Source organism: Streptomyces sp. NPDC102467 (assembly GCF_044765445.1).
Lineage (GTDB): Bacteria > Actinomycetota > Actinomycetes > Streptomycetales > Streptomycetaceae > Streptomyces.
The window spans coordinates 1-16,490 of the sequence record NZ_JBIWKA010000043.1; the positions used below are offsets into that span (position 1 = coordinate 1).

15 protein-coding genes and 1 pseudogene are annotated in these 16,490 nt (G+C 69.3%); 13 read left to right on the forward strand and 3 right to left on the reverse strand.

From position 1 onward, the window contains the following. Positions 1–127 (forward strand): annotated as a pseudogene (locus tag ACIREE_RS41635) (IS5/IS1182 family transposase); the annotation flags it as partial. Between the two features lie 415 nt (positions 128–542). On the opposite strand, the gene ACIREE_RS41640 reads toward ACIREE_RS41635, so the two are convergent. Then, positions 543–1,178 (reverse strand): GNAT family N-acetyltransferase, encoded by a 636-nt coding sequence (locus tag ACIREE_RS41640; protein WP_404164669.1) that lies wholly within the window; start codon positions 1,176–1,178, stop codon positions 543–545. Between the two features lie 362 nt (positions 1,179–1,540). Between ACIREE_RS41640 and ACIREE_RS41645 the strand changes: the two genes are divergently transcribed. Genes ACIREE_RS41645 through gdhA form a run of 3 tightly spaced genes read left to right on the forward strand, consistent with a single transcriptional unit; the run spans position 1,541 to position 4,307 of the window. Beyond that, complete coding sequence (locus ACIREE_RS41645; RefSeq protein ID WP_404164671.1) at positions 1,541–2,290, forward strand: 4'-phosphopantetheinyl transferase family protein; 750 nt, start codon at positions 1,541–1,543, stop codon at positions 2,288–2,290. 23 nt (positions 2,291–2,313) lie between these two features. Then, complete coding sequence (locus ACIREE_RS41650) at positions 2,314–2,895, forward strand: TetR family transcriptional regulator (protein WP_404164673.1); 582 nt, start codon at positions 2,314–2,316, stop codon at positions 2,893–2,895. Between the two features lie 56 nt (positions 2,896–2,951). Further along, positions 2,952–4,307, forward strand: coding sequence for an NADP-specific glutamate dehydrogenase (gdhA, locus tag ACIREE_RS41655; RefSeq protein WP_404164675.1), 1,356 nt, complete (start codon positions 2,952–2,954; stop codon positions 4,305–4,307). A 95-nt stretch (positions 4,308–4,402) separates the two neighbouring features. Here the strand turns inward: gdhA and ACIREE_RS41660 are convergent, their stop codons facing one another. Then, positions 4,403–5,851 (reverse strand): DHA2 family efflux MFS transporter permease subunit, encoded by a 1,449-nt coding sequence (locus tag ACIREE_RS41660; protein ID WP_404164677.1) that lies wholly within the window; start codon positions 5,849–5,851, stop codon positions 4,403–4,405. A gap of 111 nt (positions 5,852–5,962) precedes the next feature. Here ACIREE_RS41660 and ACIREE_RS41665 point away from each other — a divergent pair, with 111 nt between their 5' ends. The 9 genes from ACIREE_RS41665 to ACIREE_RS41705 all read left to right on the forward strand — a co-directional run bounded on the left by ACIREE_RS41665 (position 5,963) and on the right by ACIREE_RS41705 (position 15,198). Continuing rightward, positions 5,963–6,421: a MarR family transcriptional regulator gene (locus tag ACIREE_RS41665; RefSeq protein WP_404164679.1), complete on the forward strand. Its 459-nt coding sequence runs from the start codon at positions 5,963–5,965 to the stop codon at positions 6,419–6,421. Between the two features lie 186 nt (positions 6,422–6,607). Next, positions 6,608–8,137 (forward strand): ISL3 family transposase, encoded by a 1,530-nt coding sequence (locus ACIREE_RS41670; protein WP_404164697.1) that lies wholly within the window; start codon positions 6,608–6,610, stop codon positions 8,135–8,137. A 322-nt stretch (positions 8,138–8,459) separates the two neighbouring features. Then, positions 8,460–8,867, forward strand: coding sequence for a hypothetical protein (locus ACIREE_RS41675; protein ID WP_404164681.1), 408 nt, complete (start codon positions 8,460–8,462; stop codon positions 8,865–8,867). Positions 8,868–9,140: 273 nt separating this feature from the next. Further along, on the forward strand, positions 9,141–9,986 hold the full coding sequence (locus tag ACIREE_RS41680) for a hypothetical protein (RefSeq protein ID WP_404164683.1): 846 nt from the start codon (positions 9,141–9,143) through the stop codon (positions 9,984–9,986). 1 nt (position 9,987) lies between these two features. Then, entirely contained in the window at positions 9,988–11,601 is a 1,614-nt protein-coding gene (locus ACIREE_RS41685; protein ID WP_404164685.1) for a peptidoglycan-binding protein, read from the forward strand. Continuing rightward, entirely contained in the window at positions 11,598–12,329 is a 732-nt protein-coding gene (locus ACIREE_RS41690) for an ABC transporter ATP-binding protein (protein WP_404164687.1), read from the forward strand. Before ACIREE_RS41685 ends, ACIREE_RS41690 begins: the two co-directional genes overlap by 4 nt. Beyond that, positions 12,326–13,573 carry an ABC transporter permease gene (locus tag ACIREE_RS41695; RefSeq protein WP_404164689.1) on the forward strand — a complete coding sequence of 416 codons (1,248 nt, stop codon included), beginning with the start codon at positions 12,326–12,328 and terminating at the stop codon, positions 13,571–13,573. Before ACIREE_RS41690 ends, ACIREE_RS41695 begins: the two co-directional genes overlap by 4 nt. A 98-nt stretch (positions 13,574–13,671) precedes the next feature. Continuing rightward, a complete protein-coding gene (locus ACIREE_RS41700) occupies positions 13,672–14,178 on the forward strand; it encodes a SigE family RNA polymerase sigma factor (RefSeq protein WP_404164691.1) in 507 nt (168 codons plus the stop codon). 54 nt (positions 14,179–14,232) lie between these two features. Further along, entirely contained in the window at positions 14,233–15,198 is a 966-nt protein-coding gene (locus ACIREE_RS41705; RefSeq protein WP_404164693.1) for a hypothetical protein, read from the forward strand. 89 nt (positions 15,199–15,287) lie between these two features. On the opposite strand, the gene ACIREE_RS41710 is transcribed toward ACIREE_RS41705, so the two are convergent. Beyond that, positions 15,288–15,452 (reverse strand): hypothetical protein, encoded by a 165-nt coding sequence (locus ACIREE_RS41710; RefSeq protein WP_404164695.1) that lies wholly within the window; start codon positions 15,450–15,452, stop codon positions 15,288–15,290. Between the last annotated feature and the right edge of the window lie 1,038 nt (positions 15,453–16,490).

Sequence of the window (16,490 nt, forward strand, 5' to 3'; positions counted from 1 at the left end):
CCGCCGCCTCGCCCGCGACTACGAGACCAAACCCACCCACTCCGAGAGCATGATCCGCCTCGCGATGATCTCCAACCTCGCGAAACGAGCCACCGAAGAAACACCCATAACCTGGCACAAACCCTGAACTATCGCTTCTTCAAGCGGAACGTCCTCTGATAGGACACAGATGCCGTTGCCCCAGGACCCCGAAGGCAAGAATTGATGCCCGACGTATCGCAGCTCTGGCCGCCACTGGACTGACGACCTGGGCCGGCCGCGCGTACCAAGGCGCGGGCCGGCCTATCCGGGTGCCGATCCGCGGCCGGAAACTCAAACGGTGGCAGCGGCGCTACAACACCACCCACGCCAAGATCCGGTGCGTCGGCGAACAGGCCGTCGCCACGCTGAAGGGCTGGTGCGTTCTCCGCCGAATCCGATGCAGCACGAACCGGATCACCACTCTCGTCCGAGCCATCCGCACATCCTCATCTGGCCAGGTCAGAGGAACGATGAAATGGGCTCTGTGTGCCTCTTTCGTGTGGCTCCGTGCTCGCGCGATGTCAGGGCCGGTAGATGCACTCCGCCAGTGTTGAATGCTTCTTCCAGCCCAGGGTCTCGTACAGTGCGCGTCCGGCGTCCGTCGCGCCGAGAACACCCACGGCCGCGCCCTGGGCCACAGCCTGGTCGGCGAGCGTACGCATCACCAAGCCGCCGAGCCCGCGCCGCCGATGGGCCTCTTCGGTCACCACCCGGTCCACCACCGCAGCCTGTCCGAGGAGTGCCGCCTGTCCCTTGGCTGCCAACTCACCCGCCCCATCCCGTACGTGGACGTGGACAACGTCGTCGATTGCCTCCGCAGACACGGTGTATCCCGCGGGGGCGACCGGGTGGGTGGCCGCCAGGTCCATGGCCATCAGATGGCCGGTCTCCTCCCAGGCAACCACCCACCCCGGCGCAAGCCAGGGCTCGACCTCCTCAGGCTCGGCAGGCATCTTCATCCAGGTCCGCGGCAACGTCACTGAAGCGGCCGCGCTGCGAACCAACGACTCATCGGTCTCCGGCAGGACGTGGCGCCCCACTTCGGCGGGGTTGCCGGCCACCTCGATATAGAACCCCCAGGGCCTTGCGACCGGCGCTGGTGTGCGCCGTGAGATCGCCCAGCCGGCCACCCACGTTCTGACCGTGTCCGCAAGCATCGAGCCTCCCGCAGCGAGGCCGCGTCAACGGCCATGTAACGATCACTATTCCGAATTGAAGCTTACTCATTCTCGCCAGGTAGGACGCCAACTTGGCAGAAGAACCACACGAGGTGGGCTGGACATCGCGCGCCCAGCCTCTGGTCAGGCCCACCACACGCTCCCGGCTCAGCGAACTCCCGGCGCAGACATTTGCCACGACGAGAGCCGGGCTCATACAAGATTTGCGTGAGCGTTGATCACCAAGGGGTCTCCGGTGACGTCCTGGGCTGGTGTGCGTCGGGAGCGCGCGACGAGCAGGACGCGCATGCGCAGGAGGCGAATACCGGCGCAGCCTGCGATGAGACGGGCCACCACCCGAGATGACGGAGTATCAGAACCAGTCGTCAGGGCCCGGACCCACCGTCGTCCCCGCGCGCTGTCTCCGCTACGGCGACAGCCCGCTGCCCGCTCGCTGGCCGGGTGCGCACGGCGAGGTGCAGGTGTGGTCCATCGGTCTGCCGGGGGACGGGCGCGAGACGAGTGAGGGCCTCGACGTACTGGACGAGGACGAGCGGGCCAGGGGCCGCGGCTTCGTCCGGGAGCGGGACCGCGCGCGGTACAACGGCGCGCACATCGCACTGCGCCGACTGCTCGGCGTCTACCTGGCGCTGGCGCCGCACGAGGTGGTGCTGACCCGCGAGGCGTGCGTGACCTGCGGCGGTCCGCACGGCCGTCCCCGGGTCGCACCCGGCCGAGGGGCGGGGGTGGCACCGCACTTCTCGCTCTCCCACGCCGGGGACCTGGCCCTGGCCGCGTTCGCCGCCCGCCCGGTGGGGGTGGACATCGAGGACGTGCCCTCATCGGCGACGGTGAGCGACATCGCGCCGATGCTGCACCCGAGGGAACAGGCCGAGCTGAACTCCCTGCCACGGCACGAGCGGCCGTCGGCGTTCGCCCGCTGCTGGGCGCGCAAGGAGGCCTGCCTCAAAGCCACCGGCCAGGGACTGGCACAGGGAGTGGCGCAGCCGTACGTCGGCTGCGCCGGCCGGCCCGCCGCGCCCGCCGACCGGGCGCTGTACGACCTCGGGGTACGCGAAGGCTCCGCCGCGGCCCTGGCCCTGTGCCGATGAGCCGGCCGCGCGGAAGCGGGACGATGACCCGGCGCAGGATCGAGCGGACCGCGCTGCGGCTCTTCGTGGAGCGTGGGTACGACAGGACGTCGTTGCAGGACATCGCGGACGAGGCAGGCCTGACCAAAGCCGCACTGTACTACTACTTCCGTACCCGGGAGGCGCTGGCCGAAGGCGTCCTGGCGGAACTCACGGAGTGCCTGGAGGAACTCGCGGCGTGGGCCGGGGCCCGGTCGCCGGGCGAGGCGGCCGCCCGCGAAGCGCTGCACCGCTGCGACGCGCTGCTCGCGGCCGCCGCACCGCAGCTGCGCCTGGTGCGGGAGAACAGGGCGGCGGTACGGCAGTCGACGGTCACCGGCGCGCTGGAGCTCTGCCGTGCGCGGCTCTCGGCACTGATGATGCCGGCGACGGCCTCGCCGGCGGACCGGATGCGCTGCCGCATCGCGCTGTCCCTGCTCCTGGACCACGAAGCGCGGGAGGTCCCGGACGGCGGCACTGCCGCTGAGCCCGGGCACTCGGCGCTCCTCGAGGTGGCTCTGGATCCGGTGACGCGGGCCCACCAGGGAGCACCGGCCCCGGCGAGCGCTGCTTTGCCGCAACCCTAGCCACCGGGTCTCTACTGACGGCCGACTCAGGCACCGTCGGCCCGGAAGGGGTTGCCATGACCGCAGCATCCACACAGGAACGGCTCGCCGCGCTACAGAAGGAGATCGTCCGCCGTAACCCCGCACAGCCGGAGTTCCACCAGGCGGCGAGCGAGGTCCTCCAGTCGCTGGAGCCGGTGCTGACGGCCCGCCCGGAGCTGGCGGAGGCCGCGCTGATCGAGCGCCTCTTGGAACCCGAGCGGCAGGTGGTCTTCCGGGTGTCCTGGCAGGACGACGAGGGCCGGGCCAGGGTCAACCGCGGATTCCGGGTCGAGTTCAACAGCGCGCCGGGCCCGTACAAGGGCGGACTGCGCTTCCACCCGTCGGTGAACCTGAGCGTGGTGAAGTTCCTCGGTTTCGAGCAGATCTTCAAGAACGCGCTGACGGGCCTGGGCGTCGGCGGCGGCAAGGGCGGCAGCGACTTCGACCCGAGGGGGCGCTCGGACGCCGAGGTGATGCGGTTCTGCCAGGCGTTCACGACCGAGCTGTACCGGCACATCGGCGCGGGGACGGACGTGCCGGCCGGGGACATCGGGGTGGGCAGCCGGGAGATCGGATTCCTGTTCGGCCAGTACCGCAGGATCACCAACCGGTGGGAGGCGGGGGTCTTGACCGGCAAGGGCACAGGCTGGGGCGGCTCACAGGGCCGCACCCAGGCCACCGGCTACGGCAACGTGCTGTTCCTCGCCGAGATGCTCCGCAGGCGCGGCCAGGACCTGGCCGGCCGGCAGGCGCTGGTGTCCGGTTCGGGCAACGTGGCGATCTACACGGTGGAGAAGCTCCACGAACTGGGCGCGCGGGCGCTGACCGTGTCGGACTCCGCGGGCTACGTCGTCGACGAGAAGGGCATCGACCTCGAACTCCTCAAGCAGATCAAGGAAGTGGAACGCGGTCGGGTGCGCGACTACGCGGAACGCCGCGGCGCCTCGGCCGTGTATGTGCCGGGCGGCTCGGTGTGGGAGGTGCCCGCCGATGTCGCGCTGCCGTCGGCGACCCAGAACGAACTGAACGTCGCCGACGCGCTGACACTCGTACGCGGCGGGGTGCAGGCGGTGTCGGAAGGCGCGAACATGCCCGTCACACCGGAAGCGGTACGGATCCTGCGGGATGCCGGGGTCGCGTACGGGCCGGGCAAGGCGGCCAACGCGGGCGGGGTCGCGGTCAGCGCCCTCGAGATGCGCCAGAACAGCGGCCGCGAGACCTGGCCGCGGGAGCGGGTGGAGAACGAACTCGCCTCCGTGATGCGTGACATCCACGAGGTGTGCTGGCAGACCGCGGAGCGCTACGGGACACCCGGGGACTATGTGACGGGTGCCAACGTCGCCGGGTTCGAGCGGGTGACCGAGGCGATGCTGGCCCAGGGGCTCCTATGACCCCGCAGCCGGAGGCCCGCCGCGCCCGTACGGGCCGGTGCCCGGCGCCCGCTGGGGGCGTCCGGCACCGGCCCGCGGGCAGGCGGCCGTGTCCGTCAGCGCGCCGCGGCGGGCTGCGCGGTCTCGGCCGGGGCGGCGGCCGTCGCGGGCTGCGCGGTACGGGGCCGCAGCATCAGGCAGGCCAGGGCGCCGACGACCAGCACGGCGATCGGCAGGATCGCGGTGGTGTGCAGCGTCGCCGTGAACGCCGCCGCGTACGTCTTGCCGGCGGCCATTTCCGCGGCGAGGCGCCCCTGAAGCAGAGCGCCGACGGCGGCGGCGCCGATCACCGAACCGATCTGCCGCACGGTGTTGTTGACCCCGGAGGCGGCACCGGCCAGGTGCCGCGGCACGTACCGCATCGCCTCCGTGGACATCGGCGCGATGATGCAGCCCACACCGAGCCCGGTGAGCAGCGTGGCGGGCAGGAAGGCGAGCCAGGTGGCGCCGGGCGTCGCGACGACGGCGATGACGACGATCCCGGCGGCGTAGCAGGCAAGACCGCTGAGCAGGACGTACTTGCCGCCGATGCGGTCGGCGAGCCGGCCGGCGAACGGGCCGACGGTCATCGACACCAGCGACGAAGGGGCCAGCACCAGACCGGCCTTGACCGCGCTCAGGTGCAGGACGGACTGCAGGTAGAGGTTGAACGGCAGCACCAGACCGAGCATCGCGATCGAAACGAGGCCCACCAGCGCGGTCATCGAGGTGAAGTTCCGGTCGCGGAACAGCGCGAAGGGGACGAGGGGTTCGCGGTCCTGGCGGCGGCGCTGGTGCAGCAGGAAGCCGACGGCGAGCGCGCATCCGGCGGCGATGAGCCCCCAGATCCCGGCGCCCCAGTGGTAGCTCTCGCCCTCCTGCAGACCGAAGGCCAGGCAGAACAGGGCACCGGTGGCGAGGACGACACCCATGAGGTCGAAGCGGTGGGCGCGACCCGGCCGGATGTCGGGCACCACCAGGAACGTCAGGACCAGAGCGGCGACACCGATCGGCACATTGACGAAGAAGATCCAGCGCCAGTCCAGAGCCGAGACGAGGAAGCCGCCCAGGGTCGGCCCGGACAGGGTGGCGAGACCGGCGACCGTGCCCCAGATGCCCATGGCCGTGCCGCGCCGCTCGGCCGGGAAGACGGCCACGATCAGCGTCATCGTCTGCGGGGTGAGCAGCGCCGCGCCGATCCCCTGCACGACCCGGGCGATGATCAGGGCCTGCGGGGTGGGCGCGAAGCCGCAGGCGAGGCTCGCCACGGTGAAGACCGCGAGGCCGATCGCGAACAGATTCCGCGGCCCGCGCAGATCACCGAGCCGGCTCGCCGTGATGACCAGGGCGGAGAGGGTCAGGGCGTAGCCGCTGACGACCCAGAGGGTCTGGCCGAACGAGGCGCCCAGGCCGTCCATCATGTCCGGGATCGCGATGTTCACGATCGTGAGGTCCAGCAGGGTCATGAAGAACCCGAGCGACAGCGTCACGAGGACTGCCCACGGATTCGCTCGCCACTTTCGCACGGCAGATGCCCCTTCTCTCTCCCCGGCGGTCTCCGGGTGCCTGACACGAAAATAACCCATCGAAATAGATGCATCAAGTCTGATGCATCGTTCTGGATGTAACCTGTGGCCATGAACGGAGTCGAACTGTTTCTCCTGGGACGCACCCTCATGAAGATCGGCGAAGCGGCGATGCCGGAACCCGAGGGCGGCAGCAGCCAGTACGCCGGCAACACCCGCGCCGTACTCATCGTCGCCAGCGACGTCGCCGCCCACCCCGACAGCGCGGTCGGGGAGATCGCCACCCGCACCGGCCTGCCGCAGAGCCAGGTCTCCACCTCGGTCGCCCGCCTCAAAGAGGCCGGCGCCGTCGTCACCGCACCCGACCCCGCCGACCGCCGCCGACTGCTCGTCCGCCAGGCACCCCGGCTCTCCGCCCGCGTCAGCGAGATCAGAGCCACCACCATCGAGGACGCCCTCACCACCGCCCTCGACGAGAACACCCCCGAAGCACGCAAAGAGGTCCTCGCGGCCCTCGAAGTGCTGGCCAGACACCTGTCTCCCCAGACCCTGGCCCGCCCACGCCCCTGACCGCGGCCACAGGCACGGCACGAACCCCCCTACAAGCGCGAACCAGGAAGGGATCTGGCACACATTCCGTGAGGGCAATCAACAGCGTTCCGTCACGGTGACGTCCCGTCATCTGGGACCTTGGTGCGGTGTGATGACCTCATAGCGGTGCTGTTTCCGTACTTCAGTGCGGTGCTGGTGGAGCGGGTGTTCCTTGAGTGCGGGACGGTGCGGGTCTCGGCTAGGACGCGGAGCCATAGTGTGCCGTGCCCGGACTGCTCGGTTCGGTCGAGCCGGGTGCACAGCACGTACGGGCGGCGGCTGGCGGATACCCCGGTCGGCGGTCAGCCGGTGGTGGTCGAGCTGACCGTGCGCCGGCTGTTCTGCGAGAACACTGGCTGCCGGCGGCGCACGTTTGTCGAACAGGTCGAGGGGCTAACCGTCCGGTACGGCAGACGGACACCGGCGTCGCGTCGGATTCTGGAAGCGGTGGTCGTCGCTCTCGCAGGCCGGGCGGGCAGCCGGTTGGCCGTGGTGCTGGGCAGTGTGGTCAGCCGGACGACCCTGTTACGGCTGGTGATGGCCCTTCCTGACCCGCATTGGGCGGAGCCGAGAGTGCTGGGCGTCGACGACTTCGCGACCCGCCGCGGGCAGCACTACGGCACCGTGATCATCGACTGCGCGACCGGCCAGCCTCTTGACCTGTTGCCGGGCAGGGACGCGAAGACACTGACGAACTGGCTGCGCCAACACTCCGGCGTGGAAATCATCTGCCGTGACCGAGGCGGCTCCTATGCCGACGGCGCCCGGACCGGCGCGCCGCAAGCAGTGCAGGTCGCAGACCGCTTTCACATCTGGCAGAACCTCGGCACCGCGGTCGAGACCATCGTCCGCCGGCACAACGCCTCTCTCAAACCGTCCACCGGACCGGACAGCACCGCGAATATCTCCACTGGCGGCCCGGCGAGCACGGACAAGGCGATGTCGCCGATCGAAGCCCGAATCCGTGAACGCCACAACGCCGTCCACGCCCTACTCGCCCAGGGGCACGGCATCCGCGAGATCGCCCGGGAACTGCACATCGGCGGGAACAACGTCCGCCGCACCGCCCGCGCCGAAACCTCCGAACAGCTCCTGGCCGGACGACGACAACCACGACCAAGCCAGCTCGACCCCTACAAGGCACACCTGGACAGACGCTGGTCAGAGGGCTGCACGAACGCCATCCACCTACACACCGAACTCCAAGAACTCGGCTACCGAGGCCACTACCAGACCATCAGCGACTACCTGCGGCCCCGCCGCAGGCAACGCATCCGCGTCGTCGGCCCGGCACCACCAGGCGTCCGCCAGATCACCGGATGGATGATGCGCCACCCCGACCGACTCCGAGACGAAGGCCGCCAGCAGCTCGCTGAAGTCCTCGCTCGCAGCCCCGAACTCGATGCTGCGAGCCGACTCGTCCGAGGGTTCGCCGAGATCCTCACCACCCGCTCAGGCCAGCACCTCAAAGACTGGATCACCGCCGTCCGCGCCGAAAACCTGCCCGGCATGCACAGTTTTGCCACCGGCCTGGAGAAGGGCTGGGACGCCGTCATCCAGGGTCTGACCAGCCACTGGAACTCCGGTCCCGTCGAAGGCCGCGTCAACCACATCAAGATGATCAAACGCCAGATGTTCGGCCGCGCCAAGCTCCCGCTTCTCCGTAAACGGGTACTTCTCACCGCTGCCCGATGACCGTCCTGCTCAGGCAGGACGAAGCCGTCGAAGTACGTAATCTGACGGCCAGCAGAGGGCTCGAACAACCGCGTTCGTGACGACGAAATACCCTGGGCTCACCCAACCGTCCTCCTTGCTCACGAGCCCCGGACCGTCCTCGCGGTAGTAGCGGCGCAGCATGCGGCGCCGCAACGGAGTCCCGGCGACCAACAGAACCGGAGCAATGACGATTGCACCGAGCGTCACGGCGAGCCGGACTGCCTGGATCCCGACGACGCTCTCTATCCGCATCGCTCCAGTCTGCCGATCAGGAGAGACTCGTCCACCGCTCTCACGGAAGGTGTGCCTGATCCCCGCTGACGCATGCACAGCCACTCTGGCGACCACCGCGGGCAGCCTAGTCCTCGCTTCGCCGGCCAATGCGGCCGTCTCCTGCAGCGTCGACTACGCCTGCCTGCACTACAACTCCGACAACGCGGGCGCCCTGTACAAGCAGTACTACGCGATCCCGGACTACGCCGGCCTCAAGTTCTCCGCAAGCACCAGCACCAACGGCGGAAACGGCGCCGGACTGGCGGTCAAGAACAACGCCGCGTCCGTCGACAACTGGGACTTCGACCTCGCTATCCGCATCTACTACAACTCGAACTACAACGCCAGCTTCGCCTCGCAGGCCATCGGCAAGGGCGGCTTCGCGAACCTGAACTCCACGATGAAGAACAACAACGCGTCCGGCGACTGGTTCTGAGCAAGCCCATCCGCAGAACCGCGTGACAAGAACCGTGCCCCGAAGCGTCCTCAGGACGTGGACGAGATTCTCCGCACGGTGCACGGGCACTCCGCTCGCCGGAATCGGGCGGAGTGCCCTTCTTCATGCTCAGGCCCCAGACGCCCACTCATCAACAAGGAAGTGCCGCTCGTGAAGCAGCTCCGCTCCCGCTCCCTCCAGGGCGCAGCCGTTCTGACCGTTCTGGCTGCCGCGTTGGCCACTGGTTGTTCCGGTTCGTCGACGGAGAAAACCGTGGCATCCGACGGCGCCCCCGAGGTCGCGTCGACCCCCAAGATCACCACCCGGGTGGAGACGCCGGTTCCGGTCGAGGCCTACCTCCTCACCGACGAGCAGTCGACTGCGCTCGGCAAGGCCGAGAACACCTTGCGCGAGCGCTGCATGCAGCGGTTCGGCATCCAGTTCCACGAGCCCACGACGGAGCTGAAGGGCCCGAAGTACGTCCTCTCGCAGTACCGGTACGGAAAACTCGACCCTGCCGTCACCGCCCAGTACGGGTTCCAGGTACCCGGCCAGCACACCGCGTCCGACCTGGCCAAGTTGAAGAACGCGGGGACCGCCTCCCGGTCGAACCTGTCGACGGCCCAGCTCGGTGTCCTCAGGGGCACCACCGATCCCTCGGTCAAGTCCGGTCCCGGCGGCCAGGACTACAACGGCCAGAAGGTCCCCGCGGGCGGCTGCTACGGCGAGGCGAAGAAGAAGCTGGGCAACTACCAGGACGCCCCGGTCGCCGTCGACGTCAACATCAACAGCTTCCAGAAGTCGACGGAGGACAAACGGGTCAGGGCGGCCTTCGCCAAGTGGTCCGGCTGCATGAAGAAGGAGGGCTTCGACTACCCGACGCCGATCAAGGCCGACGGTGACCCGAAGTGGGCGGGCACGACCGTGAGCGCCGAGGAGAAGCAGGTGGCGACGGCCAGTGCCACCTGCATGGAGAAGTACAACGTCGCGGGTATCTGGAACGCGGTCGACGTCGCCTACCAGAAGCAGGCCATCGAGAAGAACGCGCAGCAGCTGGACGCCGTCAAGAAGGACATCGAGCACGACGTCAAGCTGGCCGCACAGGTCACGGGTGAGTGACATGACGACGACCGGTGACATGCCGACGGCCGAGGACGACAACGCGTCCGTACTCGCCAGGCGGCGGCGCTGGGTGGCCCTCGTCGCCGCGGGGGCGGTGCTGCTGGCCGGGGCCGGCGTCGGCGCCTCCCTGCTGATCAAATCCCCGGCGCAGGCCGCCGCCGACGCGCGGGCCCCCTCTCCGGACATCCTGACCTCACCGGTCGAGAACCGGGTACTGAAGGACTCGGTGATCCTGCGGGGCACGGTCACCGCCGGACAGTCCGTCGACGTGACCCCGGCCAACGCGGGCGGAGAGGACGGCGGCCGCCCGGTCGTCACCAAACTGCCGATGCGCCAGGGACAGACCGTCTCCGCGGGCCAGGTTGTGATGGAGGTGTCCGGGCGCCCGGTGTTCGCGCTCAAGGGCTCGGTGCCGGTGTACCGGGACCTCAAGCCGGGCACCGAGGGCGACGACGTCAAGCAGCTCCAGGAAGCGCTGACCTCACTCGGACACCGCACCGGGAACGACCGCGCAGGACACTTCGGAGCGGGTACAAAGAGCGCCCTCAGCGCCTACTACGCCTCCATCGGTTACGACCCGCTGCCCGCGTCCGCCGACGAGGCCGACCAGATATCGGCAGCGGAGAGCGCGGTGACGGCAGCGGAACGCGCCCACGAGGACGCGCTGGACACACTGCACGAAGCGACGGCGGCCACAGCGCCCCCGACTGCCTCGGCGTCCACAGCCGCACCGAGCCCTTCGGCTTCCGCGACACTCTCGGCGGCCGACCTGGCCGACGGCAAGACGGTTCCCGGTTCCGCCGGTTCAGGCGGCGGCGACGCCACGTCCGGTGGCGCTGACACCCGTTCACTGCGGAAGGGTGTCAGCCGCGCCGCGGAGGACCTCGCCACGGCCCGCGAAGCCCTCAGCAAGGTCAAGCAGAAGGCCGGGCCGATGCTGCCGTCCGGCGAAGTGGTGTTCATCCGCAGCTTCCCCGCCCGGGTCACCCAGGTCTCCGCGGTGGTGGGCTCCGGCGCCGACGGTGCGGCGATGAAGATATCGGCCGGTCAACTGGTGGTGGACGGCTATCTGCAGGAACAACAGAAGGGCCTGATCAGATCCGGGCAGAAAGTGCGGATCGACATCGAGTCGGCCGGCCTCACCGTGCCCGCCACGGTCACTTCGGTGGCCGACTCCCAGGACAACGGCCAACAGGCGACCGGGCAGAGCGGCACCGACGGCGCCACCGCGGGTGACACCGCGGGCAGCGGCACGGGCGGCAGCGCCGCCTCCGTCCCTCAGGGCTATCTGATGGTGGTCCACCCGAACCGGCCGCTGCCCTCGAATTCCGCCGGCGAGGACGTGCGGCTGACCGTCGAGGCGGCCTCCACATCGGGCGCCGCGCTGGTTGTTCCGGTCACCGCCCTGTCGTCGGGAGCCGACGGAAAGAGCGTCGTCACCGTCCTGGAGGCCGGTAACGGACAACAGAGTGGCAGGCAGCGCAGGGTCGCGGTGCGGCCCGGCACCTCCGGTGACGGCTTCGTGGCCGTGACGCCCGAAGCGGGCGCGTCCCTCAAGGAGGACGATCTGGTGATCACCGGCGTCAAAAAGGGCGCGGGGAGCGGCTCGTGACGCTGACCCAGCAGGACGCCGAACCACGGGCTCCCGGCGTACCGCCTCCGGTCATCGAGTTCCGGCAGGCGGGCCTCACCTATCCGGGACCGCCGCCGGTACCGGCGTTCAGACCGTGCGACCTGACGATCCGCCGCGGTGAGTTCGTGTCCGTCGTCGGCCCCTCCGGGTCCGGCAAGTCGACTTTCCTGAACATCGCGGGGCTGCTCGACGCACCGACCCACGGCAGCTATCTGCTGGACGGCATCGACACCGGCGCACTGCGGGACGCGGACCGCACCGCGCTGCGCGGACGCCGTATCGGATTCGTTTTCCAGTCCTTTCACCTGCTGCCGCACCGCTCGTCGCAGGAGAACGTGGTCCTGGGCATGACGTACAACGGCGTCGCCCGCGCGGAGCGCACCGCGCGGGCGCGCGACGCGCTGGTACGGGTCGGGCTCGGCCACCGGCTCAACGCGCTGCCCACCCGGCTGTCCGGCGGTGAACGCCAGCGCGTCGCCATCGCCCGCGCCGTGGCGTGCCGTCCCTCGCTGCTGCTGTGCGACGAGCCGACCGGCAACCTCGACACCCGTAACGCCCAAGCGGTGCTGGAACTGCTGGACGAACTGCACGCCGACGGCATGACGGTGGTCGTCATCACCCATGACCCGCTGGTCGCCGGCCGCGGCGCCCGTACCGTCGCGATCCGCGACGGCGTGCTGCACGAGGACCGGGAGAGCACCGAGTGAGCGACACCGAACGGCCGGACCGGGCCGTCGAACCGTCCTCCTTCAGCGTGCGTGACCTGCTCGCCGAATCACTGGCCGGACTGCTCCAGCGACCGGCCCGTTCCGCCCTGACCGCGCTGGGTACCGTCCTCGGTGTCGGCACCTTCGTCGCGATCCTCGGCCTGACCGCCACCACCTCCTCGCAGATCGATGCCCGGTTCTCCGTACTCACCGCCACCGAGGTCACGGTCGAGGACGTGGCACGGGAGCAGAACCCCTACGCGTCGATGGCCTTTCCCCACAACGCCGACCAGCGGATCGAGGGACTCGCCGGGGTGGAGCACGCCGGGGTGTTCTGGACCGTGCGCACCGGCCCCGACATGCGGGTACGTGCCTCCCTGGGCGGCGGTTCGGCCGACGGGACCGGCGAGGACGCCGCGCTGGTGGCGGCCTCCCCCGGGGTCCTCGAAGCCGCCGTACCGCACCTGTCCCAGGGCAGGATCTTCGATACCTACCACGATAAGCACGCCGACGATGTGGCCGTGATCGGCTCCGGCCTGGCCGAGCGACTCGGCGTCACCACCCTGGAGACGCATCCGGCGATCTTCGTCGGCGAGCAGCCGTTCACCGTCATCGGCATCATCGACGACGTCCGGCGCAAAGCCGATCTGCTCTCGTCGGTCGTCATCCCGCGCTCCACCGCGCTCGGGCTGTACGGCGAGCCGCAGGACACCCCGGCGAAGATGCTCATCTCCACCCGGATCGGCGCCGCCCAGCAGATCGCCGCCGAGGCGCCGACCGCCCTACGCCCGGACCACCCCGGTTACCTCAAAGCCGTGCCACCGCCGGACCCCAAGTCGCTGCGCTCCCACGTGACCGACGACCTCAGTCAGCTCTTCCTGCTGCTCGCCTCGATCTGTCTGGTCATCGGCGCGGTCGGTATCGCGAACACCACGCTGGTCGCCGTCCTCGAGCGCACCGGAGAGATCGGTCTGCGCCGGGCACTGGGTGCTCGCGGCCGCCACATCACCGTGCAGTTCCTCGCCGAGTCCGCCGCCCTGGGCGCACTCGGCGGCCTCATAGGGACCAGTCTCGGAACCGTGACCGTGGTGGCTGTCGCCGTGGCCCGCGACTGGACGCCGGTGGTGCACCCGTCGACCGTCGCGGCCGCCCCGGTGATCGGCTTGGTCACCGGCCTGGTGGCCGGTCTCTATCCGGCGCTACGGGCATCCCGCATCCAGCCGGCGGAAGCACTGCGACGCTGAGATCCGTATTTCTCTTCCGGACGCCGTGACAGGATCCGCACCCCGCGGCGTCATTAAGGATGTGGAAGAACTCCGATCGGCTGAAGGGCTGGGGCACAGTGGCGTCTTCGGAGGACCTCGGGCAGTTCGAGGAGTTCGCCCGTGCCGGCACCCCGCGCCTGTTCCGTACCGCCCTGCTGCTCTGCGGGGACTGGCACCTCGCCGAAGACCTGGTACAGACGGCCCTGGGCAAGGCGTACGCCTCCTGGCACCGGGTGCGACGGGCAGACAACCCGGAGGCGTACGTACGGACCGTGCTGATGCGCAGCTTCATCTCGCACACCCGGCTGCGCCGGTCCACCGAGCGCCCGGTCTCGGCCGTACCCGAAGGCACGGCCATGGATTCGGACGCCGCGCTGCGGGTCACGCTCCTCGCCGCGCTCGCGGAGCTCCCGGTGCGTGAGAGAGCCGTGGTCATCCTGCGGTACTGGGAGGACAGGAGCGTGGCCGAGACGGCGCGTGAACTCGGCATCAGCCAGGGATCCGTCCGCAACCGGAGCGCGGGCGGCCTGTCCCGGCTGCGCAAGCTCATCGGTGGCGAGCACGCCTCGTACTCTCCGCACTGATCATGGCAGTCCAACCGAACCACCCTGCCCGCCACCGAGAAGGACGGTGCTCCGATGCCGCTGCACGAACACGATGACCCAGCCGCAGACCTTTTCGGACCCGAGCTGTCCCGCACCATGAACTCGACGCTCAGCGACCTTCCGGTGCAGACCGAGACCCTGGTGAGCGGCGCCGTGACCCGGGGCCGCCGCACCCGGCGCCGCCGGCGGGCGGTGGCCTGGAGCACCGCGGGCACCGCGCTCTCCGCACTCACCGCCTTCGCCGTCGTCACCGCGCTGCCGGGCAGCCACGCCGGCGACACCACCGCGACCAGCGTCAGGATCCCCGACTTCACGGCCGTCGGAGCGCAGGCCTCCCCGCCCGCGGGCAAGGAGGCCCTGACCGGGGCCGCGACCGTGGACATCCTGCGGGACCTGCTCCCCGGCGGGCCGGGCCCACAGCCCACCGTCCGCTGGCAGAACACCGATCCGCGCTTCACATCCGTCCAGACCATGGGAAGCATCACCACCCGCGACAAGACCGTCGTCGACGTCCGGGTCATGGGCGACTTCGTCTTCAGCCCCGCGGAGGCCGAGGCCGCTCCCGGCAACCCCCCCGACGCGGACAAGGCACCGCCGGGGACGGACAGCGGCGGCACCGTCACACCCGACAAGGAGGCCGGCAAGAAGGACGCCGCCCGCCGCAGCCACGAATCGGGCATCGCCAAACAGCGCCACGACACCAGCAGGACTCAGCTGCAGCACCTCTACACCTGCGACGTCCGAAGCACCACGCCCCTCACCGACTGCCACCTGAGCACCCTCGAAGGCGGCGCCACGCTGCTCGCGTACACCACCACCACCGACGGTGTCCGCACCCGTACCGCCGACCTGCTGCGCCCCGACGGCACAAGAATCCTCGTCACCGCCACCGGGACATCGCTCACCGAAGCCCGGTTGCGTACCATCGCGGCCAGCCCGCGCTGGCAGCAGTGGGTCGAACCGGCCGTGAACGACAAAGCCGCCGGGAAGACCCCGTAGGTGTACCGACGGGCCCACCGACCCCGTGGCCCCGCCCTATTCCGGAGGGCGGGGCCACGGTTCCGGTCGCTTGGGCGGCAGCCATGAGGTCATCCGTCCGCTTCGGCCGCGGCCACTCCGACGACTTGATAGCCGTCCACCGCGGCCAGCGGGTTTCTCATCTGACAGGGGATCGATGCCGCCTCGACCGCCATCAGCGTCTTGCCCGAACCGGTCGCCGAGATGACCTGCGCCCGCAGCCCTTCCGCCGGCATACGCCCATCAACCGTTTTCTGAAGAACCCTCAGAATGCCGTCGACAGCCTCGACCTGATGGGGAAGAAGTTACATTGCCGCCATTATGGGCTCCCATGAAACGTATGCTCGGAAAGCGTCCCGGGCACTGAAAACGTGACGCCGAATCACTGATAATCCAGCGTCAGACCCGAGCCCGGCACTGGGCCAGTGGTCGACCTCCAGGCCATAACCTAGCCCACCTCACATAATGACACACATGTGAGGAGAGGAATGGTACATGTTTGAAGAACTAAGGGCCGATGAACAGAGCATCGCCGAGTGGAACGGCCTCGCCGACACCGTAGTTCGAGAACTCCGGCTCGCAGGAATCCCGGCCACACGAGACCCAAGCAGCGCTGTAGACGGAAATACCGATATGGACCCCTTCATGATCCGTGTGGAGCGAGGCGGGATAGACGCGGCAGTGCCACGCTCGTAGCTGCTGTTTCTGTCGAATGCGTGGAGCGGATCCGACAGGGCGGCGCCCAACTCGCGCGTGCGCTCAGAGGAAGCGGGCATGCGAGCAGGAGAGGAGGCCCGCATGCCACAACTACCGAATCATGAAGCGCCGGCCTGGAGCAGACCTGGAGCTCGCCGGGTTCCTTGGGTGTGTGGCCCGATGCTCGTCCTGAGTCTCGGGCTCCTGCTCTTACGCATCCACGATGGTGACGGGACAGGAGCGATCGTCTCCTCAGGCTGCACATGCTTCGTGTTCACCTGCATCCTCATCTCCAACCGGATTCAGCGCGCCAAAGGGAAACAGCTCCGAAGTGTCCTGCGCGGTCGTTCCCGGTGCGGTGTCCGAGTGAGGTCAGCGCTTCCTGGAGCCCCCTCGAGTAGCCAGCCTCGGGCCGGATCGCGGAGCGATCCGAGCCGTCAGCAGCGCGGAGCGTTGCTGACCCGGCGTCACGGAGTGACGCCAACTCGCGTGCGGAGCACGTGAGTTGCACCTGGCGCGGAGCGCCGGGTACCGCCGCGTAGCGGCGGCGCGTCGTGTCTGCGGAGCAGACCGCGCGC